Raw genomic sequence first — 25,757 nt, 5'->3', positions numbered from 1 at the left:
CCTGCTACAGTTTATTACGCTTCGTCGCCGAACCAGCAAATATTACGTGCGGCCATGATGAGCTCGCCGGCTTTCTCGTCGGTTAAACCTTCGATATCAGCCAGGTCATCAACGCCTTGTTCAGCGAGATCTTCCAGCGTACAAACACCACGGGCAGCCAGCTTGAACGCAATCGCACGATCAAGACCTTCCAGATTCAGCAGGTCATCAGCCGGCTTGTTATCACCAAGGCTTTCTTCCTGAGCCAGTGCCAGGGTGGTCAGTGCGTTTTTAGCGCGTTCACGCAGGGCTTCAACGGTGGCTTCATCCAGGCCGTCAATTTCCAGCAGTTCTTTCATTGGCACATAGGCCAGTTCTTCAAGGGATGAGAAACCTTCTTCAACCAGAACAGTGGCGAACTCTTCGTCAATTTCAAGGTATTTAGTGAAGGTATCAATCGCCGCATGCGCTTCAGCCTGATGCTTAGCCTGCAGGTCATCAACGGTCATCACATTGAGTTCCCAGCCGCTCAGCTGCGAAGCCAGACGCACGTTCTGACCATTACGGCCGATCGCCTGCGCCAGATTACCGGCTTCAACGGCGATATCCATGGTGTGCTTGTCTTCGTCTACAACGATAGACGCTACATCAGCCGGTGCCATTGCATTAATCACAAACTGCGCCGGGTTATCATCCCACAGAACGATATCAATACGCTCGCCGCCCAGTTCAGTCGATACTGCCTGAACGCGCGCGCCACGCATACCGACACAAGCACCAACCGGATCGATACGCTTGTCGTTGGTTTTTACCGCGATTTTCGCACGGGAACCCGGATCGCGGGCCGCGGCTTTGATCTCGATAACTTCTTCGCCGATTTCTGGCACTTCAATGCGGAACAGTTCGATCAGCATTTCAGGTTTAGAACGCGTCACAAACAGCTGCGCACCGCGGGCTTCTGGACGCACGGAATACAGTACGCCACGAATGCGGTCACCCGGACGGAAGTTTTCACGAGGCAGCATATCTTCACGCATAATCACCGCTTCTGCGTTGCTACCCAGATCCAGGGAGATGTTGTCGCGGTTAACTTTCTTCACCACGCCAGTGATGATCTCGCCTTCGTGCTCACGGAACTGGTCAACAACCATTGCGCGTTCGGCTTCACGTACTTTCTGTACGATAACCTGTTTCGCTGTCTGCGTCGTGATACGGTCGAAAGTAACGGATTCAATCTGATCTTCAACGTAGTCGTCAACGTTCAGGCTTTCATCTTCGTAACGTGCTGCTTCCAGCGTGATCTCTTTCGTTGGCTGAGTCACTTCCTCAACAATAATCCAACGACGGAAAGTATCGAAGTCACCGCTTTTACGATCGATTTCTACGCGGACATCGATCTCTTGTTCGTATTTTTTCTTAGTTGCCGTAGCCAGTGCACTTTCCAGCGCTTCGAAAATCTTCTCACGCGGCAGTGATTTTTCGTTGGAAACGGCTTCAACAACAGCCAAAATTTCTTTGTTCATCGCGGGCTTTTCACCTCAATCCAGACTGTTAAAAGTGGGGAACCAGGTTCGCCTTCTGGATATTACTCAGCGCGAACACTTCATCTTTGCCTTCGACTGTAACCGTGATCATCTCACCGTCAACGGCTTTAATAACGCCTTGCCATTTACGGCGGTTCTGTACGGCCATGCGCAGAACGAGAGCCACTTCTTCACCAGTAAAGCGCGTATAGTGTTCAGCCGTGAACATAGGGCGATCGAGACCAGGCGAGGAAACTTCCAGGTTGTAGGCAACGGTAATCGGCTCTTCAACATCCAGAACCGCACTCACCTGGTGGCTGACATCAGCACAATCATCAACATTGATGCCATCTTCACTATCAATATAGATGCGCAGCGTGGATGTGCGGCTGCGAATAAATTCGATGCCGACCAGTTCGTAGCCCAGTGCTTCGACTGGTGCTGTAATCATCTCTGTTAATTTTTGCTCTAATGTGGACAAGCCCACCCCCAAGAAGACATAAAAAAAGGGCGTTAAGCCCAGTTATTCTGTAGTCAGATAACAAAAAACCCCGATAAATCGGGGCTTTAGATAACTGAACCCTATAGCCACAGCTGTGGCCTGGAACACTTTCAAAAAGAATTTTTTCAAATCCAGCTACGAAGGCGCCAGGTCTTCACAGTATATTTGAAAAAGGACTTTACAGGAAAGTGGTTGCGGGGGCCGGATTTGAACCGACGACCTTCGGGTTATGAGCCCGACGAGCTACCAGGCTGCTCCACCCCGCGCCTGAAACGTGGCAAATTCTACTCGTTGTGGGTAAAAAATGCAAATAATGCTGGGATTTGGTACCGAGGACGGGACGTAAAATCGGCGTACAGTATATTGATAGCGAAGGTCGCCTGTCAACCCCAGCAACCTCAGGTGTTCAGACGGGATATTTTTACAAATAATCCACGAATCTCTTCCGGTACTCGTCAAAAGATGATTAAATGAAAACTCACTTATTTTGCATAAAAATGCATTTAAAGTGAAAGCGATCACTCATCAGTCAATCAAGCAGGGTTTTATTTTATGACGACGATTCTCAAGCATCTTCCGCAAGGACAACGTATTGGCATCGCTTTTTCTGGCGGCCTGGATACCAGCGCTGCACTGCTGTGGATGCGCCAGAAGGGAGCAGTTCCTTATGCATATACTGCGAACCTTGGGCAGCCGGATGAGGACGATTACGATGCAATTCCTCGTCGCGCCATGGAGTACGGTGCAGAAAATGCTCGCCTGATTGACTGCCGTAAGCAGCTGGTTGCAGAAGGCATTGCCGCCATCCAGTGTGGCGCATTCCACAATACCACCGGTGGCCTTACCTACTTCAACACCACCCCGCTGGGCCGTGCCGTTACCGGCACCATGCTGGTTGCTGCCATGAAAGACGATGGCGTGAATATCTGGGGTGACGGCAGTACCTATAAAGGTAACGACATTGAGCGTTTCTATCGTTACGGTCTGCTGACCAACGCGGAACTGCAGATTTACAAACCGTGGCTGGATACTGACTTCATTGATGAACTCGGTGGCCGTCATGAAATGTCCGAGTTCATGATCGCCTGCGGCTTTGACTACAAGATGTCCGTAGAAAAAGCCTACTCCACCGACTCCAACATGCTGGGTGCGACGCACGAAGCCAAAGACCTCGAATTCCTGAACTCCAGCGTGAAGATCGTTAACCCGATCATGGGCGTGAAGTTCTGGGACGAAAACGTCAAAATTCAGGCTGAAGAAGTAACCGTTCGTTTTGAACGTGGTCATCCGGTTGCCCTGAATGGTCAAACCTTCTCTGATGACGTTGAACTGATGCTGGAAGCAAACCGCATCGGCGGTCGTCACGGCCTGGGGATGAGCGATCAAATTGAAAACCGTATCATCGAAGCGAAAAGCCGTGGCATCTATGAAGCTCCTGGGATGGCGCTGCTGCATATCGCTTACGAGCGTCTGCTGACTGGAATTCACAACGAAGACACCATTGAGCAATATCACTCGCACGGTCGCCAGCTGGGTAAACTGCTGTATCAGGGCCGCTGGTTCGATCCACAGGCACTGATGCTGCGTGACGCGTTACAACGCTGGGTGGCAAGCGCAATCACGGGTGAAGTCACGCTGGAACTGCGTCGTGGTAACGACTACTCGATCCTGAACACGGTATCTGACAACCTTACCTACCAGGCAGAACGTCTGACAATGGAGAAAGGTGATTCAGTGTTCTCCCCGGACGATCGTATTGGCCAGCTGACCATGCGTAATCTGGATATTACCGATACTCGCGCCAAGCTGTTCACATACACTGAAAACGGCCTGCTCTCTGTATCAAGCAGCAACGGCCTGCCGCAGGTTGAGAATCTGGAAAGCAGCGACAAGTAATCACTGAGCAGAAATGCAAAAGGCGCCTGAAGGCGCCTTTTTCTTTGGCTGCTGTAGTTGTAGGCCCGGCCTACACTGTCAAACCACAGTGTACAGACGAAAAAAAAGACATCCTGCGATGTCTTTTTTTCGGAATATTGGTACTGAGGATGGGACTCGAACCCACAAGCCCGTTAGGGCACTACCACCTCAAGGTAGCGTGTCTACCAATTCCACCACCTCAGCACGGATACTACTATTACTGCGGGATATCGCTGGTCGGCTTAGCCGGCGCTGCTGACTGAGTCTGCTCGGATTTCGCCGGTGCGCTCAGATTTTCCCACTCACTTCCTTTACTGGTCTTGTTGCTGTTGATATTGCCCAGCGCCAGACTGATAATGAAAAACAGCGTTGCCAGAATCGCCGTTGCACGGGTCATGAAGTTACCAGAACCACTTGAACCGAACAGCGTACCAGAAGCGCCTGCTCCAAAGGAGGCTCCCATATCAGCGCCTTTACCTTGCTGCAGCATAATCAGCGCTACCAGAGCGATGGCTACAATAAGGAAAACTACCAAAAGAGCTTCGTACATAATCAACCTGTTCCTTGCGGATTTGCCGCATACCAAAGCTTCGACCAATAACCAGGAAAACGTGTTTCCTGATGAAGCGGGTGTGAATACTAACCAAAGCGAATGGCCTTCGCAAGGGCAATTTCAGCACATTGTATCAACTGCAGAAAAAAACAGCAAAACCGCAGGGATTGTGCAAAATAAAGGCGGCAAGCACCGCCTTTTTAGTCACTTAACGCACTTATGCCGCTTTGACGGCATCCGCAATACGGTGCGCAAACTCGGTGACCTGCGCTTCGTCTTCACCTTCCACCATTACGCGGATTAGCGGCTCGGTGCCAGACTTACGCAGCAGAACGCGACCACGGGAACCTAAGGCCGTTTCCACCTCAGCCATCACCGCTTTTACATTGTCATTTTCCAGCGGGTTGCCGTTACCTGCGGTAAAGCGAACGTTGACCAGGATCTGCGGGAACATTTTCATTCCACTGCACAGATCGTGAAGGGTCATATGGTTACGCACCATCGCAGCCACCACCTGCAGGCTCGCCACGATGCCGTCACCGGTGGTGGTTTTATCCAGCAGAATGACGTGGCCGGAGTTTTCTGCTCCAATGCGCCAGCCTTTCTCCTGCAGTTTTTCCAGCACGTAACGGTCGCCCACTTTCGCGCGCGCAAACGGGATGCCCAGTTGCTTAAGCGCCAGCTCCAGCCCCATGTTACTCATCAGCGTACCGACAGCGCCACCGCGCAGCTGGCCCTGACGCAGGCCTTCACGGGCAATGATATACAAGATCTGATCGCCATCCACCTTATTGCCTTCGTGGTCAACCATAATCACGCGATCCCCGTCGCCGTCATAGGCTATCCCCAGATCGGCCTTCTCTGCCAACACGCGCGCCTGCAGGGCACGGACATCCGTCGCGCCCACTTCTTCGTTAATGTTGACACCGTTTGGCTCACAGCCAATGGCGACAACCTTCGCGCCCAGCTCGCGGAACACGTTCGGCGCGATATGGTAGGTTGCACCGTTAGCGCAGTCGACCACGATTTTCAGATGGCCCAGGCTCAGCTCATTCGGGAACGTGCCTTTGCAGAATTCAATGTATCGACCTGCAGCATCGACGATGCGGCTGGCTTTACCCAGCTCAGCGGAGTCCACGCAGGTCAGCTCTTTTTCCATTTCCGCTTCAATGGCTTCTTCTACATCGTCAGGCAGTTTGGTGCCATCAATGGAGAAGAATTTGATGCCGTTATCGTAAAACGGGTTATGCGATGCCGAGATCACAATCCCCGCTTCTGCGCGGAAGGTACGAGTGAGATAGGCTACCGCTGGCGTCGGCATTGGACCGGTAAAGGAGGCAGAGAGTCCCGCCGCAGAAAGGCCGGCTTCCAGTGCCGATTCCAGCATATAGCCAGAGATACGCGTATCTTTGCCAATGATGATTTTACGTGAGCCGTGGCTGGCCAGCACCTTGCCTGCCGCCCAGCCTAACTTCAGCACAAACTCAGGTGTGATTGGCGCATCGCCCACGCGTCCACGAATGCCGTCAGTACCAAAAAATTTACGATTACTCATAGCGGTTGTTTTCCTTAGCGGCCAGCGTGGCTTCCACCACGCGCATAGCTTCTGCTGTCTCTTTTACGTCATGGACGCGAATAATTTGTGCTCCCTGCATCGCAGCAATTACCGCGCAGGCCAGACTGCCGCTCAGGCGATCCGTTGGTCCCACGTTCAGCAGTTGTCCTATCATGGATTTTCGCGACATTCCAACCAGCAGCGGCAGGCCAAAATGGTGAAACTCAGATAAGCGCGCAAGAAGCTCGTAGTTATGAGAGAGATTTTTACCGAAACCGAATCCCGGGTCGAGCAGCAATTTCTCTTTTGCGATACCGGCACGTTCACAGCGTGCAATTTGCTCAATAAAGTAGCGATTTACATCGGCGAACACATCTTCGTACTTTGGCGCTTCCTGCATTGTCTTCGGCTGGCCTTGCATATGCATCAGACAGACTGGCAGGCCCGTCTCTGCCGCCGCCTCCAGCGCGCCCGGTTCGGTCAGGGAGCGAATGTCATTAATAATGTGAGCACCCACTCTCGCTGATTCGCGAATGACCTCAGGTTTGGAGGTATCTACCGAGATCCAGACCTCGAATCGCTGGGCAATAGCTTCAACCACGGGGATCACCCGTGACAACTCTTCATCAACGCTGACATCCGCCGCACCTGGACGGGTCGACTCGCCGCCGACATCAATAATCGTCGCCCCGGCGTTGATCATCATATTCGCGTGCTTGACCGCCTCAATGAGCGTGTTATGCGTACCACCGTCAGAGAAAGAGTCTGGCGTAACGTTCAGGATCCCCATCACATGCGGATGCGACAGATCGAGATAAGAATCCTGGGCGAAGAGTTTCATGGCTAATCCCTGGTTTTATAGTTAAGCAGACAAGAAAAACCCCGGGGCAAGCCCCAGGGTTTCAGGTAAAGAGAACATCATCGACAGCAGTGACTTATTTGTCGCCCAACTGTTCTGACATGGTGTTACCCGGGTTCGGCGTACGCGGTTCATCGACCGGACGCGGTGCACGCGGGGTGCCATTGCTATCAGGGTTGTTGGAGGTGCCTGGATCTTCCCAGCCCGCTGGCGGACGCACATCACGACGCGCCATCAGGTCATCGATCTGCGGTGCATCGATGGTCTCATATTTCATGAGCGCATCTTTCATCGCATGCAGGATATCCATATTTTCGTTCAGGATCTGACGCGCGCGACCGTAGTTACGTTCAACGAGCAATTTCACTTCCTGGTCGATAATACGCGCCGTTTCGTCGGACATGTGCTTCGCTTTTGCGACGGAGCGACCGAGGAACACTTCACCCTCTTCTTCCGCATACAGCAGCGGACCCAGCTTGTCGGAGAAGCCCCACTGGGTGACCATGTTACGTGCCAGGTTGGTCGCGACTTTAATGTCGTTAGACGCACCGGTAGAAACACGTTCCACACCGTAGATAATCTCTTCCGCCAGACGACCACCGTACAGGGTCGAAATCTGACTTTCCAGCTTCTGACGGCTGGCGCTGATAGCATCGCCTTCCGGCAGGAAGAACGTGACGCCAAGCGCACGACCGCGCGGAATAATCGTCACTTTATGCACCGGATCGTGTTCCGGCACCAGACGACCGATAATCGCATGGCCTGCTTCGTGGTAAGCCGTGGACTCTTTCTGCGCTTCCGTCATCACCATGGAGCGGCGTTCCGCACCCATCATGATTTTGTCTTTCGCTTTCTCGAACTCAACCATCGACACCACGCGCTTGTTGCCGCGGGCTGCAAACAGCGCAGCTTCGTTCACCAGGTTTGCGAGATCCGCACCGGAGAAGCCCGGGGTACCGCGCGCAATGATTGCCGCATCGATGTCCGGAGACAGCGGTACGCGACGCATATGCACTTTCAGGATCTGCTCGCGACCACGAACGTCTGGCAGACCAACAACAACCTGACGGTCAAAACGGCCTGGACGCAGCAGCGCAGGGTCAAGAACGTCCGGACGGTTAGTTGCTGCGATAACGATAATACCTTCGTTACCTTCGAAGCCATCCATCTCAACCAGCATCTGGTTCAGGGTCTGCTCACGTTCATCGTGACCACCACCCAGGCCCGCGCCACGCTGGCGGCCTACGGCGTCGATTTCATCGATAAAGATGATGCACGGTGCTGCCTTCTTGGCCTGTTCGAACATGTCACGCACACGAGATGCACCGACACCCACGAACATTTCCACGAAGTCAGAACCCGAAATCGTAAAGAACGGTACCTTCGCTTCACCCGCGATGGCTTTCGCCAGCAAGGTTTTACCGGTACCCGGAGGCCCCACCATCAGAACGCCTTTCGGGATCTTACCGCCCAGTTTCTGGAAACGGCTCGGCTCACGCAGGTATTCCACCAGTTCAGCCACTTCGTCTTTCGCTTCGTCACAACCTGCTACGTCAGCAAAAGTGGTTTTGATCTGGTCTTCCGTTAGCATTCGCGCCTTGCTCTTGCCGAACGACATGGCACCTTTGCCACCACCGCCCTGCATCTGACGCATAAAGAAGATCCAGACACCGATCAACAACAGCATCGGGAACCAGGATATGAAGATCGAAGCCAGCAGGCTTGGCTCTTCCGGCGGCTCACCGACCACCTTGACGTTTTTAGTCAGAAGATTATCAAGCAGCTTAGGGTCGTTCACCGGAATGTAAGTCGTGTAACGGTTACTATCTTTCTTGGTAACGTTGATCTCACGTCCGTTGATACGCGCTTCGCGAACCTGATCCTGATTGACCTCTTGCAGGAAGGTAGAGTAGTCCACCTTACGGCCATTAGACTCGCTGGGCCCAAAGCTCTGGAATACTGACATCAGCACAACGGCAATGACCAGCCAGAGAATTAGGTTTTTCGCCATGTCACTCAAGGGATTAACCTCTTATTACAACTGTGTTAAAAACAGCGGCGGGATATTTTATAACCAGTTTTTTTCAAACTTTCGCCTGAAACCAACCGGCTATTATTTTCGCCCGGTCGCTACAATATACACTTCACGTGAACGCGCACGTGAAGAGTCCGGCTTACGAACTTTGACCTTCGCAAACAGGGAGCGAATTTCCTTTAGATACTCCTCAAAACCTTCGCCCTGGAACACCTTCACTAAAAAACTACCACCTGGCGCTAATACATCACGACTCATTTCTAACGCCAGTTCTACCAGATACATGGAGCGAGGGATATCCACCGCCGGTGTTCCACACATATTTGGCGCCATATCGGACATGACAACCTGTACTTTACTGTCACCCACACGTTCAAGTAACGCTTTCAGCACTAATTCATCACGAAAATCGCCCTGAAGGAAGTCCACACCAACGATGGGATCCATAGGTAAAAGATCGCATGCGATAATTCGGCCCGTTCCGCCGATTTGCGTTACCGCATATTGTGACCATCCACCGGGCGCAGCACCGAGGTCAACGACCGTCATCCCCGGTTTAAAGAGTTTGTCACTTTGCTGTATTTCATCAAGTTTAAACCAGGCACGGGAACGTAACCCCTTTTTCTGTGCCTGTAGAACATATTTATCGCTAAAGTGTTCCTGGAGCCAGCGGCTCGAGCTTGCAGAACGCTTTTTACCTGTCATTTTACTTTCCGTCCGGGTTCATCGTAGCCAGCGGTGTAAATTTCCACATAGCAATTTGGCGATATAAGGGAGATGGCGGTAGAATGAACCGTTTTCAATCCCAACGTAAGCAAAAATATACGATGAATCTGAGTACTAAACAAAAACAGCACCTTAAAGGTCTGGCACATCCGCTCAAGCCTGTAGTTATGCTTGGCAACAATGGTTTGACCGAAGGGGTACTGGCCGAGATTGAACTAGCGCTGGAGCACCACGAGTTAATCAAAATCAAAATCGCCTCTGAAGACAGAGAGACTAAGACGTTGATCGTGGAAGCTATCGTGCGCGAAACCGGCGCCTGTAATGTACAGGTCATCGGTAAAACGCTGGTGCTCTATCGCCCAACTAAAGAGCGCAAAATTTCGCTGCCTCGCTAAGATTATCCTGAATTAAGCACATTGTGGTGTGTTTAATGAGGGGTTTTTCTTTCGCAGGTGAGCAAAATGCCATGCTCCTTGAGTTGATAAAAGGCCGCGATGCGGCCTTTTTCCTATCTTTACAATGTATCAACAACTTGCCGGAGATGCGAATTACAGGTAATCAACCTTGATAATTTCGAACTCCACTTCCCCGCCTGGGGTACGAATTGTCACCACATCATCCTGCTCTTTACCCACCAGTCCACGTGCAATTGGCGAGTTTACTGAGATCAGATTCTGCTTAAAGTCGGCCTCATCATCACCCACGATGCGGTAAGAAAGCTCTTCATCGTTGTCCAGGTTGATCACAGTGACTGTGCAGCCAAAAATAACCCGTCCGTTGTTCGGCATTTTTGAGATATCGATCACCTGTGCATTCGACAGCTTCGCTTCGATATCTTTGATACGCCCTTCACAGAAACCCTGTTGCTCACGCGCAGCGTGATATTCCGCATTTTCTTTCAGATCGCCGTGCTCACGCGCATCGGCGATGGCGGTAATGATCTCAGGGCGGCGAACAGACTTCAGAAAATCCAGCTCTTCGCGCAGTTTTTCGGCACCACGTAAGGTCATCGGAATAGCTTGCATTTGTTATACCTCTTAAACATTCCTGTTGGGTGCGGTGGCTAACCGCCCCGACTACTGCCTCCGCAGGCATCACAGCCTGGCATAAGTCAGAGGCAAAAGAAAACTGACCCGGAAGCAAAGTTCCAGGTCAGCAGCAATTTTTCAATTTGATACGTATTTTACCGCGAAGTTCAGTATGGGTCATCGTTTACTTTACAGGGCGTTGGGCCGTAGTATGACGGTTTGCTTCCGGGTTGTTAGCGCGAGATTATGCGATTTTCCAGATTTATCATCGGATTGACCACCAGTATTGCGTTCACTGCTCAGGCAGCGAACGTGGACGAGTACATTAATCAGCTGCCCGATGGCGCCAATCTTGCTCTGATGGTGCAAAAAGTGGGCGCCCAGGCACCTGATATTGACTATCACAGTCAGCAGATGGCGCTGCCTGCCAGTACCCAAAAGGTGATCACCGGGCTGGCCGCCCTGCTGCAACTTGGCCCTGATTTTCGCTTCACCACAACGCTGGAGAGTAAAGCCAGTGTCGACAGTGGCACGCTGAAAGGCGATCTTATCGCCCGTTTTGGCGGCGATCCGACGTTTAAACGTCAGGATCTGCGCAACATGGTTGCCGTGCTAAAGAAGTCAGGCGTCCAGCGCATTGAAGGGAACGTGCTGATCGACACGTCCATCTTCGCCAGTCACGATAAAGCGCCGGGTTGGCCGTGGAATGACATGACCCAGTGCTTTAGCGCACCGCCAGCGGCGGCAATCGTCGATCGTAACTGCTTCTCTATTTCGCTTTACAGCGCCCCCAAGCCTGATGATCTGGCCTTTATTCGCGTGGCGTCTTACTACCCGGTCAACATGTTCAGCCAGGTGCGTACCCTGGCGAAAGGCTCTCCAGAAGCGCAGTACTGCGAACTGGATGTCGTGCCGGGCGATCTTAACCGCTTTACCGTGACCGGCTGCCTGACGCAGCGCGCCGATCCGCTGCCGCTGGCGTTCGCCATTCAGGACGGTGCGAGCTACGCTGGGGCTATTCTGAAAGACGAGCTCAAGCAGGCGGGAATCACTTACTCCGGCACGCTGTTGCGCCAGACGCAAACCAATGAACCTGGCACCGTGCTCGCCAGCAAGCAGTCGGCGCCGCTGCACGATCTGCTGAAGATCATGCTGAAAAAATCCGATAACATGATCGCCGATACCGTGTTTCGCATGATTGGCCACGCCCGCTTCGGTGTACCTGGCACCTGGCGCGCCGGTTCGGATGCCGTCCGGCAAATCCTGCGTCAGCAGGCCAACATTGATCTGGGCAATACGATTGCAGTGGATGGCTCAGGCCTGTCGCGACATAACCTGATCTCACCAGCCACCATGATGCAGGTCCTGCAGTACATTGCCCAACACGATACTGAGCTAAACTTTATTTCGATGCTGCCGCTCGCCGGCCACGACGGCTCCTTGCAGTACCGCGCGGGCCTGCATGCGGCGGGCGTCGATGGCAAAGTCTCCGCCAAAACGGGTTCACTGCAGGGGGTCTATAACCTTGCCGGGTTTATTACTACCGCCAGCGGGCAGCGAATGGCATTTGTACAGTATCTTTCTGGCTACGCGGTTGAACCTGCAGACCAACGCAATCGCCGTATTCCGCTGGTGCGCTTCGAGAGCCGGCTTTACAAGGATATTTATCAGAACAACTAGCGATGAAACTACTCATTGTTGAAGATGATTTACTGCTCCAGGAAGGGCTGGCGCTTGCGCTCTCTGCTGAGGGATACACGCTGGATTGTGCAGGCACAGCCGCCGAAGCCAACGGGCTGATCCAGAGCGGCGAATACAGCCTGGTTATCCTTGATCTTGGGTTGCCGGATAAAGACGGCGCAACGCTGCTGAGCCAGTGGCGTCGCCGGGGCGTGGCCAATCCCGTGCTGATCCTGACGGCGCGTGATGCGCTGGAAGACCGCATTAACGGCCTCGACTCCGGGGCTGACGACTATCTGGTTAAACCCTTCGCGCTGGCCGAGCTACAGGCGCGTGTCCGCGCGCTGATACGGCGCTATCAGGGGCACAGCGATAATCTGCTCAGCGACGGCGATCTGACCCTGAACCTGCAGACCCAGCAGGTTCTACAGCACTCCCTGCCGGTTGAAATCACGCCCAAAGAGTTTGCCCTGCTGACACGGCTGATCATGCGTACCGGGCAAACCGTCCACCGCGAAACGTTGCAGCAGGATATTTACTCCTGGCAGGACGATCCGGGCTCGAACACCCTTGAGGTTCATATTCATAATCTGCGACGTAAGCTCGGCAGAGACCGGATCAAAACCGTACGTGGCGTAGGCTATCGTCTGGAGAGCCAAAAATGAACAGCATGCGCCGTCGTCTGATGGTGCTACTGGCCGTGATCCTGCTTTTTTTTCAACTGATAAGCGTGATCTGGCTATGGCATGAAAGCCGGGAACAGATCGGTTTTCTGGTCAGCGAGACCCTGTCAGCAAAATCCCGCAATCAGCACGTTGAAAAAGAGATCCGCGAAGCGATCGCCTCCCTGCTGGTTCCTTCCCTGGTGATGGTCGGTTTTACGCTGCTGTTCTCGTTCTGGGCCGTAAGCTGGATTACTCGCCCGCTCAAACAGCTTCGCACCAGCCTGGCAAACCGCTCTGCCGATAATCTCACCCCGCTGCCGATGTATTCCGATATGGAGGAAATTGGCGCCGTCACCACGTCACTCAATCAGCTGCTTGCCCGTCTGGATCATACCATCCAGCAGGAGCGCTTATTCACGGCGGACGCTGCCCACGAGCTGCGCACGCCGCTGGCGGGTATTCGCCTGCACCTGGAGCTGATGGCGCAATCAGGCTCGCCTCAGACCGAGCCACTGATCGCCCGCATTGACCAACTGATGCACACCGTAGAGCAGTTGCTGATGCTGGCACGGGCCGGTCAGGCGATGGCGAGTGGTCACTACGAGACGATTAACTGGTCGGATGCGGTCCTCGCCCCCCTGGCGCTTGAGCAAGAGAGCAAAACGCATACCCTCGTCTGGCCGCACCCTGCTTCGCTGACGGTTCAGGGTGATGCCGTGCTGCTTCGCCTGATGGTGCGGAATCTGTATGAAAATGCGGTGCGCTACAGTCCAGCAGGCTCCACCATTGAGATTCGCCTCGAGGCGCAGGATGAAGGCACGCTAATCAGCGTTCTTGATCAGGGCCCAGGTATCGATGAAGCTCATCGCCAGTCGATTACCGAGCCGTTTCGTCGCATCGATCAGCGTTACGGCGGTAGCGGCCTGGGGTTGAGCATTGTGCAGCGTATTATCCAGCTCCATCACGGCAGACTGCATCTCAACAATCGCCCGGAAGGCGGGCTGGTGGTGCAGTGCTGGCTGCCGACAACGCTGAGCTAAAAAAAAGCCCCCTGATTCAGGGGGCCATTGACCGTATTAACGCTTGTAGATGAATTCGACACCTTCTTCGTCGTCTTCGTCCCAGTCATCATCCCAGTCTTCGTCGTCTTCTTCCACTTCAACTGCTTGTTCTTCAAGCTGCTGACGGTGGTAGTCATCCCACATGAATTCGACTTTCTCAGGCTGTTTCGCCTCTTCTGCCTGCGTAACCGGATTCTCAATGATGAAGGTCATCACATCCCAGCACAGATCTTTCACGCCCATCTGGCTGGCAGCAGAGATGAGATAATACTTATCTTCCCAGCCCATCGCTTCAGCGATGGCTTTGGCTTTCGCTTCGGCTTCGGCTTTGTCCATCAGGTCAATCTTGTTGAAGACCAACCAGCGTGGTTTGCTTGCCAGCTTGTCGCTGTATTTTTCCAGCTCGCCGATGATGATACGGGCATTTTCTACCGGATCAGAACCATCGATAGGATCGATATCGATGAGGTGCAGCAGCACGCGGCAGCGCTCAAGGTGTTTCAGGAAGCGAATGCCTAAGCCCGCCCCTTCTGCAGCACCTTCGATCAGACCCGGGATATCCGCGACCACGAAGCTCTTCTCGTTGTCCATACGGACCACGCCCAGGCTTGGCACCAGCGTTGTAAACGGATAGTCAGCCACTTTCGGCTTGGCGGCAGACACTGCGCGGATGAAGGTGGATTTACCGGCATTCGGCATCCCCAGCATCCCGACGTCAGCCAGCAGCATCAGTTCAAGCTGCAGATCGCGTTTGTCGCCCGGGGTACCCATCGTTTTTTGACGAGGGGAACGGTTAACGGAAGATTTGAAACGGCTGTTGCCCAGGCCGTGCCAACCGCCTTTTGCAACCATCAGACGCTGACCGTGTTTGGTCATATCGCCCATGGTTTCGCCAGTGCCCTGATCGATAACGCGTGTCCCGACCGGGACTCTAACCGTTACGTCTTTCCCGCGTTTACCGGTACAGTCACGGCTCTGGCCGTTCTGGCCACGTTCAGCACGGAAGGACTTTTCGAAACGGTAGTCGATCAGGGTGTTGAGGTTTTCGTCGGCTTCAAACCATACGTCACCACCATCACCGCCGTCGCCGCCGTCAGGGCCGCCTCGCGGAATGTATTTCTCACGGCGGAAGCTTACGCAACCATTACCGCCATCACCTGCCACGACCAGGATCGTTGCTTCATCAACAAACTTCATTTTACTCTCCGTAAATCATTCGCCTGAGCGGGGGACAACTACAACCGCTTCACTTTTGCGCCAACGTCCCCAAAGACGATGACCAATGGCGGAATACATCGCGCCCGCAACCACGACAAACGCACCGATATAAGCCAGCAGGTTTAACATCGGTTTGACGAAGAAATCGGGCCAGGCCATTGATAATAAATCTGAAAATAACAGCGTAAACAGCGGGGTCAGCGTGATTAACGCGCTCACCTGTGCTGCCTGCCAGCGTGCCATCGCTTCTGCCAGTGCGCCGTAACCTACCAGCGTGTTCAACCCACAGAAGACCAGACACGCAAGCTGCCAGTCGCTAAGCAGAGAGATAACTCCCGGCTTCGCAAGCGGCAACAATGCAATAGTACATAAAGTGTACAGCAAAAACAGGATCTGCTGTGACGCCAGTCGACGCAATAACACCTTTTGCGCGACGCCGTAACTCACCCAAACCGCCGCGGCGCTTACGCCGAAAATGACGCCCCAGGTGTAATCCGTCAGCCGGGTAAATATCTCAATCAGGCTGGTGTTGAAGAACAACACCAGACCGCAGAGCAGCATCATCGCCCCGATAATCTGCGTGCCGCGCATCTTCTCTTTGAGGATGAAGACGCTGGCGACCATCATGCCAACCGGTGAAAGCTGACCGATTACCTGCGAAGCCGTAGGACTGAGATATTGCAGGGAAGAGCTGAATAAAATGAAGTTACCGAACAGGCCCCCCGTCGCAATCGCCAGCATGACGAGCCAGCGCGGCTTGCGAAAGATCCGCAGGGGGGGAAGCTTACCCTTGATGGCCAGGATAGTCCCTAGCCCAACAGAGGCCATCAGGAAGCGATAGAACACGACCGTCGGCGGCTCCATCACATCCAGAACCTGCTTCATTGCAATTGGCAGTGCACCCCAGCACATCGCAGTAATGAGTGCCAAAAGAATACCAATGCCAGCTTGCTGCTTCATGCCCGTTTTCCCTACAGAAAAAATTACCGGGTTTCCAATGTAAAAAGCCCCGCAACACGTTGCGGGGCTTTAATCCGTTACCGGACCGAGAAAACCTTACTCAGCAACGATGCTGATGTATTTACGGTTGTTCGGGCCTTTAACTTCAAATTTCACTTTACCGTCTGCTTTAGCAAACAGAGTGTGGTCACGACCGCAACCTACGTTGTTACCAGCGTGGAATTTGGTGCCACGTTGACGAACGATGATGCTACCCGCCAGAACGGTTTCGCCACCGAAACGCTTAACGCCAAGGCGTTTAGCTTCTGAATCGCGACCGTTACGAGTTGAGCCGCCAGCCTTTTTATGTGCCATTTAAATCTCTCCTCAGGTCTTAGGCGCTGATGCCAGTAATTTTCACATCAGTGAACCACTGACGGTGGCCCTGCTGCTTACGGTAGTGCTTACGACGACGAAACTTAACGATCTTAATTTTCTCGCCACGACCATGAGCAACAACTTCAGCTTTGATAACGCCGCCATCAACGAAAGGAACGCCGATTTTGACTTCTTCACCGTTTGCGATCATCAGCACTTCTGCGAACTCAACAGCTTCGCCAGTTGCGATGTCCAGCTTTTCCAGGCGAACGGTCTGACCTTCGCTTACTCGGTGTTGTTTACCACCACTTTGGAAAACCGCGTACATATAAAACTCCGCTTCCGCGCACGTCCTCGTGTGATTCAGAGTGCGCTATAAATATTCACAATAGGGCGCGAATATTACGCAAAACGCGAGCCTTTGACAAGTGCTACCATCAACAGATGAAGAAAAAAAAGACAACATGTACGGTAACGTTTATCTGACGCGTTTTTTCAGTACAATCAGCGATACTATTGATAAACCGAACCCTTCGTTAGCCCTTGTAATAGGGGGTGAACAGGATTACTAGCCCGGCTTTTGCGATGAATTTAGAAAAAATCAATGAGTTAACCGCGCAAGACATGGCGGGTGTGAATGCAGCAATTCTGGAACAGCTCGATTCTGACGTTCAACTAATCAATCAGTTGGGTTATTACATCGTCAGCGGCGGAGGTAAACGCATCCGTCCGATGATCGCTGTGCTGGCCGCACGCGCGGTTGGCTATCAAGGAAATGCGCACGTTACGATTGCGGCCCTGATCGAATTTATCCATACCGCAACACTGTTGCATGATGACGTTGTCGATGAATCGGATATGCGTCGCGGTAAAGCCACCGCTAACGCGGCATTCGGTAACGCCGCCAGCGTGCTGGTCGGCGACTTTATCTATACCCGCGCCTTCCAGATGATGACCAGCCTGGGATCGCTGAAAGTGCTCGAGGTGATGTCCAAAGCGGTGAACGTGATTGCGGAAGGCGAAGTCCTGCAACTGATGAACGTCAACGATCCGAACATCACCGAAGAGAACTACATGCGGGTGATCTACAGCAAAACCGCGCGTCTTTTTGAAGCCGCGGCGCAATGCTCTGGGTTACTTGCAGGCTGTAGCGAGGAGCAGGAACGTGGTCTGCAGGATTATGGTCGCTATCTGGGTACCGCCTTCCAGCTGATCGACGATTTGCTCGATTACAGCGCCGATGGCGAAACGCTGGGCAAAAATGTGGGTGATGACCTGAACGAAGGCAAACCGACGCTTCCGCTGCTGCATGCGATGCGCAACGGCACTCCAGAGCAGGCGAAGCTGATTCGTGAAGCCATCGAGCAAGGCAATGGCCGACACCTTCTGGAGCCCGTACTGGAAGCAATGGCAGCCTGTGGTTCCCTGGAATGGACGCGACAGCGTGCTGAGGAAGAGGCCGATAAAGCCATCGGCGCACTGCAGGTCATCCCTGATAGCCAGTGGCGAGATGCCCTTATCGGCCTCGCACATATTGCTGTTCAGCGCGATCGCTGAGAGTAAATGGACTCTCTTTTTTGTCAACTGAGAGTTCTTATAAGTTTCGAATATTTTCCATAACGTTGTTAATGAATTCGCTTACAGACCGCATGAATAAAGCCCTGGCAAAATCTGAATGTGGCTCACAGTAACGCGAACTTTTTAGAACCCTTGTTCGAAGAAGGTATAGTAACAGCGTCATTTAAGACGAATGACGTGAATGCACCTGAACAAAGGGACAACGGAATGGAGAAGAAATATACCGACTGGCACCCGGCAGATATTATCGCCGCGCTGCGTAAAAAGGGAACGTCACTGGCCGCGGAATCACGCCGCAATGGCCTCAGTTCTTCCACCCTGGCAAATGCGCTGACGCGCCCATGGCCTAAGGGAGAACTGATCATTGCAACCGCGCTGGGAACCGATCCCTGGACAATCTGGCCCTCGCGCTATCATGACCCGATAACCCACGAATTTGTCGACAGAACGCGCATGATGCGCCAGAGAAGATCCGCAAAAGAACGCCAGGATTGACGTTCTCATCAACGGAATAGCAACCCCCCGGTCACTTGTGGCAGGGGGCTGCCCGAACGATTACTCGCCCTTTACACGCTCGATATTTGCACCCAGCGCGCGCAGTTTATCTTCGATACGCTCATAGCCGCGATCGATGTGATAAATACGATCCACAATCGTTGTCCCTTCTGCAATACAACCCGCTAATACAAGGCTCGCAGAAGCACGCAGATCCGTTGCCATCACCTGCGCACCGGACAGTTTTTCCACGCCATGGCAAATCACGGTGTTGCTCTCGATTTCCGCATGCGCACCCATACGGATCAATTCAGGCACGTGCATAAAGCGGTTTTCGAAGATGGTTTCGGTGATAAAGCCAGTACCTTCAGCCACCAGGTTCAGCAACGTGAATTGTGCCTGCATATCCGTCGGGAATGCCGGATGCGGCGCAGTGCGTACATTCACAGCCTTAGGACGTTTACCGTGCATGTCCAGGCTGATCCAGTCTTCACCGGTTTCGATGTCCGCACCCGCATCACGCAGCTTCGCCAGAACAGCATCCAGCGTATCGGGTTGGGCATTACGGCAGATAATTTTGCCGCCGGAGATTGCCGCAGCCACCAGGAAGGTGCCGGTTTCGATACGGTCAGGCAGGACGCGATAAACGCCGCCCCCCAGACGTGCAACGCCTTCGATGGTGATACGATCGGTACCCTGGCCGGTGATCTTCGCACCCAGTGCATTGAGGAAGTTCGCCGTATCGACGATTTCAGGCTCGCGCGCAGCGTTCTCAATAACGGTGGTGCCTTCAGCCAGCGTCGCCGCAGACATGATAGTGACGGTAGCACCGACACTGACTTTGTCCATCACGATGTGCGCGCCTTTCAGACGGCCATTAACTGACGCTTTGACGTAGCCCTCTTCCAGCTTGATGTCAGCGCCGAGTTTTTCGAGGCCAAAGATGTGCAGATCGACCGGACGCGCGCCAATGGCACAGCCGCCAGGCAGAGAGACCTGACCCTGACCGAAACGTGCCACCAGCGGACCCAGCGCCCAGATGGAGGCACGCATGGTTTTCACCAGGTCGTAAGGGGCGGAGAAGTTATTGACGTTACTGGCATCGATCCATACAGAACCGTTGCGCTCAACCTTGGTACCGAGCTGGCCGAGCAGCTTCATGGTGGTGTCGATATCTTTCAGCTTCGGTACGTTCTGAATCTCTACCGGCTCTTCCGCAAGCAGTGCAGCGAAGAGGATCGGCAGCGCGGCGTTCTTAGCGCCGGAAATTGTGACTTCGCCCTGAAGGCGCGTCGGCCCCTGAACACGAAATTTGTCCATGATTTACTCTCTGTATAAATTCAACCGTGCTGCGGGCATTTCACCCTCAGCTCAAAAACCGTTTAGTTTGCGATCGCGTGCCCATTCAGTTGGGGTGAACGCTTTGATCGACAGGGCATGGATACGATTATCCGCGATATATTCCATCAGCGGCGCATAGACAGCCTGCTGTTTCTTCACGCGGCTCATGCCGTCGAATACCTCACCCACAGCAATAACCTGAAAGTGACTGCCATCGCCGGAGACGTGGACTTCCTGAAGGGCAAGTGCGTTCATCAGCACGGTCTGGATTTCATGATTTTCCATGGGTTCTTTATCATCTGGTAGTGAAAACAAGCCCAACATCTTAGAGCAAAGTGAGGCAGTCTTAAACAAGCAAAAAGCCCCGACGAAGAAACTGTCGAGGCTTTCTATAGTAACGTACTGAAAAAGTTAGCGAGGTAAAACGTCTGCTGGCAAATTATAAAGCTGAGCCAGGGTCATGACGTTGTCGCTAATGCCAGAAAGCGAGACCTGCCGCCCTTGCTGTTTGCCCGTCGCCACCAGATGGACCAGCAGCGCAACCCCTGCGGTATCAACGCGTAAAACACCGCCGAGATCGATGCAGGAAATGCCCTGCATCGCTTCGTGTCGCGCATCCCACAGAGGATTCAGAAAATCCTGATCCAGCTCACCAGAGAGTAGTAACGTTTCCCCCTCGCGGACCCAGCTGAGCTGCGGCAGCATTATTTCTTCTCTTCCAGGGTGATTTTCTGGCGCGAGATACTGTTCAGCTGCGCGGTCAGACCGTCGATACCTTTGGTACGCAGCAGATCGCTCCATTCGTTTTGCTTGGTGGTGATCATGCTCACCCCTTCAGCAATCATATCGTACGCCTGCCAGTTGCCACTCTGGCTGTTCTTACGCCACTGGAAGTCCAGGCGCACCGGTGGGCGACCGTTCGGATCGATGATGGTTACGCGAATAGGCACGATAGTCGCATCACCCAGCGGCTGTGCAGGGGCTATCTGATAGGTCTGACCGTGGTACATCGCCAGCGCCTGACCATAAGCTTGTTTCAGGTATTCACGAAACGCAGTGAAATAGGCTTCACGCTGCGCCGGGGTCGCGTCTTTGTAGTAACGACCCAGCACCAGTGCACCGGCATATTTCACCTGCACATAAGGCAGCAGCTCCTGATCAACCACATCACGCAGGTAATCGGGATTAGAACGAATCTTAGGTTGTTCATTTTTAAGGCGATCAAAGGTTTTCTTTGCCGCTTCGGTCATCTGTTGATAAGGATTGGTCTGATCGGCTGCATTTGCCGCAGTCAGAGGGGCAATCATCAGCATGGCAACCATTAACAGTCGTTTAAACATGAATTACTTCTCCTGAGATGAATTCGTCGTACCAGCGGACGGCACAGCATCGGTTTGCGCGGGTGTCTGAGCAGCCTGATCCTGATCGCCGCCTTTACTGTTGCTGTTGTAAAGGAACTGACCAATCATATCTTCTAATACCATGGCTGACTTCGTATCCTGAATCACACCGCCATCTTTAAGAATAGTCGTTCCCAGTTCGGGATCTTCAAAACCGACGTTCAGCGCCAGATATTGTTCACCCAGCAGGCCGGAGGTACGGATAGAAAGGGAACTGGTATCCGGGATATGGTTGTAGCGCTCTTCAATATCCAGCGCAACGCGAGGCAAGTAGCTTTTCTCATCCAGCGTAATGTCCGCCACACGCCCGACCACCACGCCACCAATACGCACCGGCGAGCGATTTTTCAGGCCGCCAATGTTGTCGAAGGTGGCATAAATACGGTATGTCGGCTCGGTGCGGATCGTCGTGACATCCGCCACTTTAAAGCTTAAAAAGAGCGCTGCCAGCAGTGCCAGCAACACAAATACGCCTACCCAAATTTCAGTTTTTTTCGTTTGCATGAACTCAATTCCCAAACATCAGTGCGGTGAGCACAAAATCCAGAGCCAGTATGGCAAGCGACGAATGCACAACGGTACGCGTTGTTGCCCGGCTGATGCCAGCTGAAGTCGGGATCGCGTCATAACCATTGAATAACGCAATCCAGGTGATAGTCACGGCGAATACCGCGCTTTTAATCAGGCAATTAATCAGATCCATGCGCCAGTCCACCGCACTTTGCATTGCCGACCAGTAGAACCCGGCATCGATCCCTTTCCATTGCACGCCGACCAGCGACCCGCCCCAGATCCCGACGGCAACAAAGAGGATAGTCAGCAGCGGCAAAGAGATCACGCCCGCCCAGAAGCGCGGTGAGATCACCCGACGCAGCGGATCGACGGCCATCATTTCCATACTGGAGAGCTGCTCAGTGGCGCGCATCAGACCGATTTCGGCGGTTAGCGCCGACCCGGCACGACCAGCAAACAGCAGCGCAGCCACCACCGGCCCCAGCTCACGCAGCAGGGAGAGCGCCACCAGCATGCCGAGGCTGGTTTCCGCACTATAGGTGGTCAGCACCAAATACCCCTGCAGCCCTAACACCATCCCGATGAAGACACCGGAAACAATGATAATGAGCATCGACAGGACGCCGACATTATACAGCTGGCGTACCAGCAAAGGAGCATGTTTGCGGAATTCCGGTTTCCCGATCAGCGCATTGAATAACATCAACCCGGCACGCCCGAACGTCCTGATGGTTTTTATGCCACGGTGTCCGAGAGCGGCCAACGCATTTAACAGCATGAGTGGCTTAACTCCCTATTCCCAATAAATCTTGATGATAATCACCTGCCGGATAGCGGAACGGCACAGGGCCATCAGCGATACCGTCGAGGAACTGTCGGACCTGTGGATCGCTGTTATTCTGCAAGGAGTGCGCGCTACCGTGAGCGACAATTTTTTTGTCCGCCACGATGTAAGCGTAATCGGCGATGCTGAGCACTTCAGGTACATCGTGTGAGACCACGATGCAGGTGACGCCCAGGGCGCTATTAAGCTCGGAGATCAGCTTAACCAGCACGCCCATGGTAATAGGATCCTGCCCGACAAAAGGTTCATCAAACATGATCAAATCCGGTTCCAGCGCAATGGCGCGTGCCAGCGCGGCACGCCGCGCCATCCCGCCTGAGAGCTCTGAAGGCATCAGTTTTGCTGCACCGCGTAACCCCACCGCCTCGAGCTTCATCATCACCGTGCTTTTCAACAGCTCTGCAGGCAGACGCGTATGCTCACGCAGTGGATAGGCCACGTTATCAAAGACGTTCAGATCGGTAAAAAGGGCACCAGACTGGAACAGCATACTCATGCGTTTACGCACGGTATACAGGCGAGAGCGCGACATAGTCGGGACATTCTCACCGTCGAAGTGGATCTCTCCGCTTGCCGGGGGGATCTGGCCGCCAATCAGGCGCAACAAGGTGGTTTTACCAATACCTGAGGGCCCCATAATGGCGGTAATCTTACCGCGAGGCACAGTCAAAGAGATGTTGTCAAAAATGACCCGGTTACTGCGCGTGAAGCTGACGCCACGGACATCGACAATATTCGCCCCATTCAGGCTCATGTACATTTCCTTTCTATTGCTGGTGCAGGATCACCATGAGGCTTAGTTCAGCCGCAAACCCAACATTTTTACAGAATATTACCCACTGAGGTTAGCGAAAGCTGGCATTTGTTTTACTTTTACGGCGCATAAAGTCAAAATTAGGAATTCGTTACGTCTACAGACTGTATGCAGCGCCAGAGAAATTTTTCTCCGTGGACCGGCGAGTATACCTGAAGAAAGGACTTTTGATGCTTTTAGCAACGGCACTGTTAATAATTGGTTTACTTTTGGTAGTCTACAGTGCCGATCGTCTGGTGTTCTCCGCATCAATTCTGTGTCGTCTGTTTGGTATTCCCCCCCTGATTATTGGGATGACGGTGGTCAGCATCGGCACCTCCCTGCCGGAGATCATCGTCTCCGTTGCAGCCTCGCTGCACGATCAGGTGGATCTCGCTGTCGGCACCGCTATTGGCTCCAATATCGTCAACATTTTGTTAATTCTGGGCCTTGCTGCGCTGCTGCATCCATTTCGCGTGCATTCTGATGTTCTGCGCCGTGAATTGCCGCTAATGTTAATTGTCAGCCTGCTGGCAGGCTGCGTGCTGTACGACGGGCAGTTAACGTTCAGCGACGGTTTATTTCTGCTGGCGCTGGCGATCATCTGGCTGTTTTACATTGTAAAACTTGCCAGAACGGCTGAAAAACAAGGCCAGGACACCTTAACCCAGGAGCAGGTTGCTGAGCTCCCGCGGGAAGGCAATTTACCCGTCGCATTACTGTGGCTGGGCGTCGCACTGATCATCATGCCGATGGCCACGCAAATGATAGTTGATAACGCGACGGTTCTGGCGAACTACTTTGCTATGAGCGAGTTAACCATCGGCCTGACGGTGATTGCCATTGGTACCAGCCTGCCTGAGCTGGCCACCGCCATCGCCGGAGCACGTAAAGGCGAGGATGACATCGCGATTGGCAATATTATCGGCTCGAATATTTTCAATATTGTGATCGTGCTTGGCCTGCCAGCCCTGATAGCCCCAGGCGCTTTTAACCCGCTTGCGTTTAGCCGCGATTACGGCGTGATGGTGGTGGTTAGCACAATCTTCGCCCTGCTCTGCTGGCAGCGCAAGCAACAGATTGGTCAGGGCGTGGGCGCGCTGCTGACGGTGGGATTTATCGTATGGATGGCGATGCTTTACTGGCTCTCGCCTCTTCTCTCTGGGTAAACGGAAACGCATTATGTCGCAAATAGAATTGCAGCCGGGTTTTGACTTTCAGAAAGCAGGAAAACAGGTTCTGGAGATTGAACGTGAAGGTCTGGCGCAGTTAGATCAATACATTAATCAGGATTTTAGTTCGGCATGTGAGGCGCTGTTTCACTGCACCGGCAAAGTCGTGGTGATGGGAATGGGCAAATCCGGGCATATTGGGCGGAAAATGGCGGCCACTTTTGCCAGCACCGGCACCACCGCGTTTTTCGTCCATCCTGGCGAAGCGGCGCACGGCGACCTGGGTATGGTCAGTGCTCAGGATATCGTGATTGCGTTATCCAACTCCGGCGAATCCAACGAAGTGCTGGCGCTGATCCCGGTGCTTAAGCGGCTTCACGTTCCCCTCATCTGTATTACCAGCCGTCCGGAGAGCAGCATGGCGCGCGCCGCAGATATTCATCTGTGCGTCAAAGTGCCAAAAGAAGCCTGCCCGTTGGGCCTGGCGCCGACCTCCAGCACCACTGCAGCGCTGGTCATGGGCGATGCGCTGGCCGTCGCCCTGTTGGAAGCACGCGGCTTTACCGCCGAAGATTTCGCCCTCTCCCATCCGGGCGGTGCGCTGGGGCGTAAACTGCTGCTGCGGGTTAACGACATCATGCACACAGGTGACGAAATTCCGCACGTCAGTAAAACCGCCTCGCTGCGTGATGCCCTGCTGGAGATCACCCGTAAGAATCTGGGTATGACAGTCATTTGCGACGACCAGATGAAGATTGAAGGTATCTTCACCGACGGGGACTTACGCCGCGTTTTCGATATGGGTGTCGATGTCCGCAAACTGGGTATCGCCGACGTGATGACCACTGGCGGCATCCGGGTGCGTTCCGGCCTGCTGGCCGTCGAAGTGTTAAACCTGATGCAGTCCCGCCACATCACCTCCGTTATGGTTGCCGATGGCGACCAGTTGCTGGGTGTGGTACATATGCATGATCTGCTGCGCGCAGGCGTAGTGTAATGAAGG

The 25,757-nt window shown here is 53.4% G+C and carries 28 protein-coding genes and 2 tRNA genes; 9 read left to right on the top strand and 21 right to left on the bottom strand.

Features of this window, described 5'->3' with window-relative positions; translation table 11 throughout:
* Positions 1-14 precede the first annotated feature (14 nt).
* The 3 genes from nusA to M8014_RS21390 all read right to left on the bottom strand — a co-directional run bounded on the left by nusA (position 15) and on the right by M8014_RS21390 (position 2,270).
* Positions 15-1,502: a transcription termination factor NusA gene (gene nusA / locus M8014_RS21400; RefSeq protein ID WP_271284380.1), complete on the bottom strand. Its 1,488-nt coding sequence runs from the start codon at positions 1,500-1,502 to the stop codon at positions 15-17.
* 28 nt (positions 1,503-1,530) lie between these two features.
* On the bottom strand, positions 1,531-1,983 hold the full coding sequence (rimP, locus tag M8014_RS21395; protein ID WP_271284379.1) for a ribosome maturation factor RimP: 453 nt from the start codon (positions 1,981-1,983) through the stop codon (positions 1,531-1,533).
* Positions 1,984-2,193: 210 nt separating this feature from the next.
* A tRNA-Met gene (locus tag M8014_RS21390) sits at positions 2,194-2,270 on the bottom strand.
* A gap of 286 nt (positions 2,271-2,556) precedes the next feature.
* On the opposite strand from M8014_RS21390, the gene argG reads away from it, so the two are divergent.
* Positions 2,557-3,900: an argininosuccinate synthase gene (gene argG / locus M8014_RS21385; RefSeq protein ID WP_271284378.1), complete on the top strand. Its 1,344-nt coding sequence runs from the start codon at positions 2,557-2,559 to the stop codon at positions 3,898-3,900.
* 138 nt (positions 3,901-4,038) lie between these two features.
* Here the strand turns inward: argG and M8014_RS21380 are convergent.
* The 6 genes from M8014_RS21380 to rlmE all read right to left on the bottom strand — a co-directional run bounded on the left by M8014_RS21380 (position 4,039) and on the right by rlmE (position 9,628).
* A tRNA-Leu gene (locus tag M8014_RS21380) sits at positions 4,039-4,125 on the bottom strand.
* Between the two features lie 13 nt (positions 4,126-4,138).
* Positions 4,139-4,471: a preprotein translocase subunit SecG gene (gene secG / locus M8014_RS21375; protein WP_271284377.1), complete on the bottom strand. Its 333-nt coding sequence runs from the start codon at positions 4,469-4,471 to the stop codon at positions 4,139-4,141.
* 220 nt (positions 4,472-4,691) lie between these two features.
* Positions 4,692-6,029 carry a phosphoglucosamine mutase gene (gene glmM, locus M8014_RS21370; protein WP_271284376.1) on the bottom strand — a complete coding sequence of 446 codons (1,338 nt, stop codon included), beginning with the start codon at positions 6,027-6,029 and terminating at the stop codon, positions 4,692-4,694.
* Entirely contained in the window at positions 6,022-6,870 is an 849-nt protein-coding gene (gene folP, locus M8014_RS21365; protein ID WP_271284375.1) for a dihydropteroate synthase, read from the bottom strand. Before folP ends, glmM begins: the two co-directional genes overlap by 8 nt.
* Before the next feature lie 94 nt (positions 6,871-6,964).
* Positions 6,965-8,899 carry an ATP-dependent zinc metalloprotease FtsH gene (ftsH, locus tag M8014_RS21360; RefSeq protein ID WP_271284374.1) on the bottom strand — a complete coding sequence of 645 codons (1,935 nt, stop codon included), beginning with the start codon at positions 8,897-8,899 and terminating at the stop codon, positions 6,965-6,967.
* A 102-nt stretch (positions 8,900-9,001) separates the two neighbouring features.
* Entirely contained in the window at positions 9,002-9,628 is a 627-nt protein-coding gene (gene rlmE / locus M8014_RS21355; RefSeq protein WP_106994817.1) for a 23S rRNA (uridine(2552)-2'-O)-methyltransferase RlmE, read from the bottom strand.
* A 122-nt stretch (positions 9,629-9,750) separates the two neighbouring features.
* Here rlmE and yhbY point away from each other — a divergent pair, with 122 nt between their 5' ends.
* Positions 9,751-10,044, top strand: coding sequence for a ribosome assembly RNA-binding protein YhbY (gene yhbY, locus M8014_RS21350; protein ID WP_271268395.1), 294 nt, complete (start codon positions 9,751-9,753; stop codon positions 10,042-10,044).
* A gap of 153 nt (positions 10,045-10,197) precedes the next feature.
* Here yhbY and greA read toward each other — a convergent pair whose 3' ends face one another.
* On the bottom strand, positions 10,198-10,674 hold the full coding sequence (greA, locus tag M8014_RS21345; RefSeq protein ID WP_271284373.1) for a transcription elongation factor GreA: 477 nt from the start codon (positions 10,672-10,674) through the stop codon (positions 10,198-10,200).
* Between the two features lie 249 nt (positions 10,675-10,923).
* Between greA and dacB the strand changes: the two genes are divergently transcribed.
* Genes dacB through pmrB form a run of 3 tightly spaced genes read left to right on the top strand, consistent with a single transcriptional unit; the run spans position 10,924 to position 14,062 of the window.
* A complete protein-coding gene (gene dacB, locus M8014_RS21340; protein WP_271284372.1) occupies positions 10,924-12,357 on the top strand; it encodes a serine-type D-Ala-D-Ala carboxypeptidase in 1,434 nt (477 codons plus the stop codon).
* Positions 12,358-12,359: 2 nt separating this feature from the next.
* Positions 12,360-13,022, top strand: coding sequence for a two-component system response regulator PmrA (gene pmrA, locus M8014_RS21335; RefSeq protein WP_271284371.1), 663 nt, complete (start codon positions 12,360-12,362; stop codon positions 13,020-13,022).
* On the top strand, positions 13,019-14,062 hold the full coding sequence (gene pmrB, locus M8014_RS21330; RefSeq protein ID WP_271284370.1) for a two-component system sensor histidine kinase PmrB: 1,044 nt from the start codon (positions 13,019-13,021) through the stop codon (positions 14,060-14,062). The genes pmrA and pmrB overlap by 4 nt, the downstream gene beginning before the upstream one ends.
* A gap of 36 nt (positions 14,063-14,098) precedes the next feature.
* Here the strand turns inward: pmrB and cgtA are convergent, their stop codons facing one another.
* The 4 genes from cgtA to rplU form a co-directional block, all read right to left on the bottom strand.
* Positions 14,099-15,280, bottom strand: a complete 1,182-nt coding sequence (gene cgtA / locus M8014_RS21325; protein WP_271284369.1) for an Obg family GTPase CgtA — start codon at positions 15,278-15,280, stop codon at positions 14,099-14,101.
* 15 nt (positions 15,281-15,295) lie between these two features.
* Complete coding sequence (locus M8014_RS21320) at positions 15,296-16,261, bottom strand: DMT family transporter (RefSeq protein ID WP_271284368.1); 966 nt, start codon at positions 16,259-16,261, stop codon at positions 15,296-15,298.
* Between the two features lie 96 nt (positions 16,262-16,357).
* Positions 16,358-16,615, bottom strand: a complete 258-nt coding sequence (gene rpmA, locus M8014_RS21315) for a 50S ribosomal protein L27 (protein WP_007673187.1) — start codon at positions 16,613-16,615, stop codon at positions 16,358-16,360.
* A 19-nt stretch (positions 16,616-16,634) separates the two neighbouring features.
* Positions 16,635-16,946: a 50S ribosomal protein L21 gene (rplU, locus tag M8014_RS21310; protein ID WP_106994824.1), complete on the bottom strand. Its 312-nt coding sequence runs from the start codon at positions 16,944-16,946 to the stop codon at positions 16,635-16,637.
* Positions 16,947-17,203: 257 nt separating this feature from the next.
* Between rplU and ispB the strand changes: the two genes are divergently transcribed.
* Both ispB and sfsB read left to right on the top strand, forming a co-directional pair.
* On the top strand, positions 17,204-18,175 hold the full coding sequence (ispB, locus tag M8014_RS21305) for an octaprenyl diphosphate synthase (protein WP_271284367.1): 972 nt from the start codon (positions 17,204-17,206) through the stop codon (positions 18,173-18,175).
* A gap of 228 nt (positions 18,176-18,403) precedes the next feature.
* Entirely contained in the window at positions 18,404-18,691 is a 288-nt protein-coding gene (gene sfsB, locus M8014_RS21300; RefSeq protein ID WP_271284366.1) for a DNA-binding transcriptional regulator SfsB, read from the top strand.
* A gap of 60 nt (positions 18,692-18,751) precedes the next feature.
* On the opposite strand, the gene murA is transcribed toward sfsB, so the two are convergent.
* The 7 genes from murA to mlaF all read right to left on the bottom strand — a co-directional run bounded on the left by murA (position 18,752) and on the right by mlaF (position 23,543).
* A complete protein-coding gene (gene murA, locus M8014_RS21295) occupies positions 18,752-20,011 on the bottom strand; it encodes a UDP-N-acetylglucosamine 1-carboxyvinyltransferase (protein WP_271284365.1) in 1,260 nt (419 codons plus the stop codon).
* A 51-nt stretch (positions 20,012-20,062) separates the two neighbouring features.
* Positions 20,063-20,317 carry a BolA family iron metabolism protein IbaG gene (gene ibaG / locus M8014_RS21290; protein WP_271284364.1) on the bottom strand — a complete coding sequence of 85 codons (255 nt, stop codon included), beginning with the start codon at positions 20,315-20,317 and terminating at the stop codon, positions 20,063-20,065.
* 126 nt (positions 20,318-20,443) lie between these two features.
* Entirely contained in the window at positions 20,444-20,737 is a 294-nt protein-coding gene (gene mlaB, locus M8014_RS21285) for a lipid asymmetry maintenance protein MlaB (RefSeq protein ID WP_271284363.1), read from the bottom strand.
* On the bottom strand, positions 20,737-21,372 hold the full coding sequence (mlaC, locus tag M8014_RS21280) for a phospholipid-binding protein MlaC (RefSeq protein WP_271284362.1): 636 nt from the start codon (positions 21,370-21,372) through the stop codon (positions 20,737-20,739). The genes mlaB and mlaC overlap by 1 nt, the downstream gene beginning before the upstream one ends.
* 3 nt (positions 21,373-21,375) lie before the next feature.
* On the bottom strand, positions 21,376-21,936 hold the full coding sequence (gene mlaD, locus M8014_RS21275) for an outer membrane lipid asymmetry maintenance protein MlaD (protein ID WP_271284361.1): 561 nt from the start codon (positions 21,934-21,936) through the stop codon (positions 21,376-21,378).
* 4 nt (positions 21,937-21,940) lie between these two features.
* Complete coding sequence (mlaE, locus tag M8014_RS21270; RefSeq protein WP_271284360.1) at positions 21,941-22,723, bottom strand: lipid asymmetry maintenance ABC transporter permease subunit MlaE; 783 nt, start codon at positions 22,721-22,723, stop codon at positions 21,941-21,943.
* Between the two features lie 7 nt (positions 22,724-22,730).
* The gene (mlaF, locus tag M8014_RS21265; protein ID WP_271284359.1) at positions 22,731-23,543 is read right to left on the bottom strand and encodes a phospholipid ABC transporter ATP-binding protein MlaF; all 813 of its coding nucleotides are present in this window, start codon (positions 23,541-23,543) and stop codon (positions 22,731-22,733) included.
* A gap of 230 nt (positions 23,544-23,773) precedes the next feature.
* Here mlaF and M8014_RS21260 point away from each other — a divergent pair, with 230 nt between their 5' ends.
* Complete coding sequence (locus M8014_RS21260) at positions 23,774-24,751, top strand: calcium/sodium antiporter (protein WP_271284358.1); 978 nt, start codon at positions 23,774-23,776, stop codon at positions 24,749-24,751.
* Positions 24,752-24,764: 13 nt separating this feature from the next.
* Positions 24,765-25,751, top strand: coding sequence for an arabinose-5-phosphate isomerase KdsD (gene kdsD, locus M8014_RS21255; protein ID WP_271284357.1), 987 nt, complete (start codon positions 24,765-24,767; stop codon positions 25,749-25,751).
* The last annotated feature ends 6 nt before the right edge of the window (positions 25,752-25,757 follow it).

Source organism: Silvania hatchlandensis (genome assembly GCF_025564065.1).
Classification (GTDB): domain Bacteria; phylum Pseudomonadota; class Gammaproteobacteria; order Enterobacterales; family Enterobacteriaceae; genus Enterobacter; species Enterobacter hatchlandensis.
The sequence above is the reverse complement of the archived record's forward strand: the minus strand, read 5'-3'. Positions and strand labels throughout refer to the sequence as shown.

Coding starts and splice junctions, on each gene's coding strand:
- M8014_RS21320 (WP_271284368.1), bottom strand. CDS start 16,261: ATGAAGCAGCAAGCTGGCATTGGTATTCTTTTGGCACTCATTACTGCG.
- nusA (WP_271284380.1), bottom strand. CDS start 1,502: ATGAACAAAGAAATTTTGGCTGTTGTTGAAGCCGTTTCCAACGAAAAA.
- yhbY (WP_271268395.1), top strand. CDS start 9,751: ATGAATCTGAGTACTAAACAAAAACAGCACCTTAAAGGTCTGGCACAT.
- mlaC (WP_271284362.1), bottom strand. CDS start 21,372: ATGTTTAAACGACTGTTAATGGTTGCCATGCTGATGATTGCCCCTCTG.
- rpmA (WP_007673187.1), bottom strand. CDS start 16,615: ATGGCACATAAAAAGGCTGGCGGCTCAACTCGTAACGGTCGCGATTCA.
- mlaE (WP_271284360.1), bottom strand. CDS start 22,723: ATGCTGTTAAATGCGTTGGCCGCTCTCGGACACCGTGGCATAAAAACC.
- pmrB (WP_271284370.1), top strand. CDS start 13,019: ATGAACAGCATGCGCCGTCGTCTGATGGTGCTACTGGCCGTGATCCTG.
- secG (WP_271284377.1), bottom strand. CDS start 4,471: ATGTACGAAGCTCTTTTGGTAGTTTTCCTTATTGTAGCCATCGCTCTG.
- greA (WP_271284373.1), bottom strand. CDS start 10,674: ATGCAAGCTATTCCGATGACCTTACGTGGTGCCGAAAAACTGCGCGAA.
- ibaG (WP_271284364.1), bottom strand. CDS start 20,317: ATGGAAAATCATGAAATCCAGACCGTGCTGATGAACGCACTTGCCCTT.
- rplU (WP_106994824.1), bottom strand. CDS start 16,946: ATGTACGCGGTTTTCCAAAGTGGTGGTAAACAACACCGAGTAAGCGAA.
- mlaB (WP_271284363.1), bottom strand. CDS start 20,737: ATGCTGCCGCAGCTCAGCTGGGTCCGCGAGGGGGAAACGTTACTACTC.
- folP (WP_271284375.1), bottom strand. CDS start 6,870: ATGAAACTCTTCGCCCAGGATTCTTATCTCGATCTGTCGCATCCGCAT.
- sfsB (WP_271284366.1), top strand. CDS start 18,404: ATGGAGAAGAAATATACCGACTGGCACCCGGCAGATATTATCGCCGCG.
- mlaD (WP_271284361.1), bottom strand. CDS start 21,936: ATGCAAACGAAAAAAACTGAAATTTGGGTAGGCGTATTTGTGTTGCTG.
- murA (WP_271284365.1), bottom strand. CDS start 20,011: ATGGACAAATTTCGTGTTCAGGGGCCGACGCGCCTTCAGGGCGAAGTC.
- cgtA (WP_271284369.1), bottom strand. CDS start 15,280: ATGAAGTTTGTTGATGAAGCAACGATCCTGGTCGTGGCAGGTGATGGC.
- pmrA (WP_271284371.1), top strand. CDS start 12,360: ATGAAACTACTCATTGTTGAAGATGATTTACTGCTCCAGGAAGGGCTG.
- mlaF (WP_271284359.1), bottom strand. CDS start 23,543: ATGAGCCTGAATGGGGCGAATATTGTCGATGTCCGTGGCGTCAGCTTC.
- ftsH (WP_271284374.1), bottom strand. CDS start 8,899: ATGGCGAAAAACCTAATTCTCTGGCTGGTCATTGCCGTTGTGCTGATG.
- argG (WP_271284378.1), top strand. CDS start 2,557: ATGACGACGATTCTCAAGCATCTTCCGCAAGGACAACGTATTGGCATC.
- dacB (WP_271284372.1), top strand. CDS start 10,924: ATGCGATTTTCCAGATTTATCATCGGATTGACCACCAGTATTGCGTTC.
- ispB (WP_271284367.1), top strand. CDS start 17,204: ATGAATTTAGAAAAAATCAATGAGTTAACCGCGCAAGACATGGCGGGT.
- glmM (WP_271284376.1), bottom strand. CDS start 6,029: ATGAGTAATCGTAAATTTTTTGGTACTGACGGCATTCGTGGACGCGTG.
- M8014_RS21260 (WP_271284358.1), top strand. CDS start 23,774: ATGCTTTTAGCAACGGCACTGTTAATAATTGGTTTACTTTTGGTAGTC.
- rlmE (WP_106994817.1), bottom strand. CDS start 9,628: ATGACAGGTAAAAAGCGTTCTGCAAGCTCGAGCCGCTGGCTCCAGGAA.
- kdsD (WP_271284357.1), top strand. CDS start 24,765: ATGTCGCAAATAGAATTGCAGCCGGGTTTTGACTTTCAGAAAGCAGGA.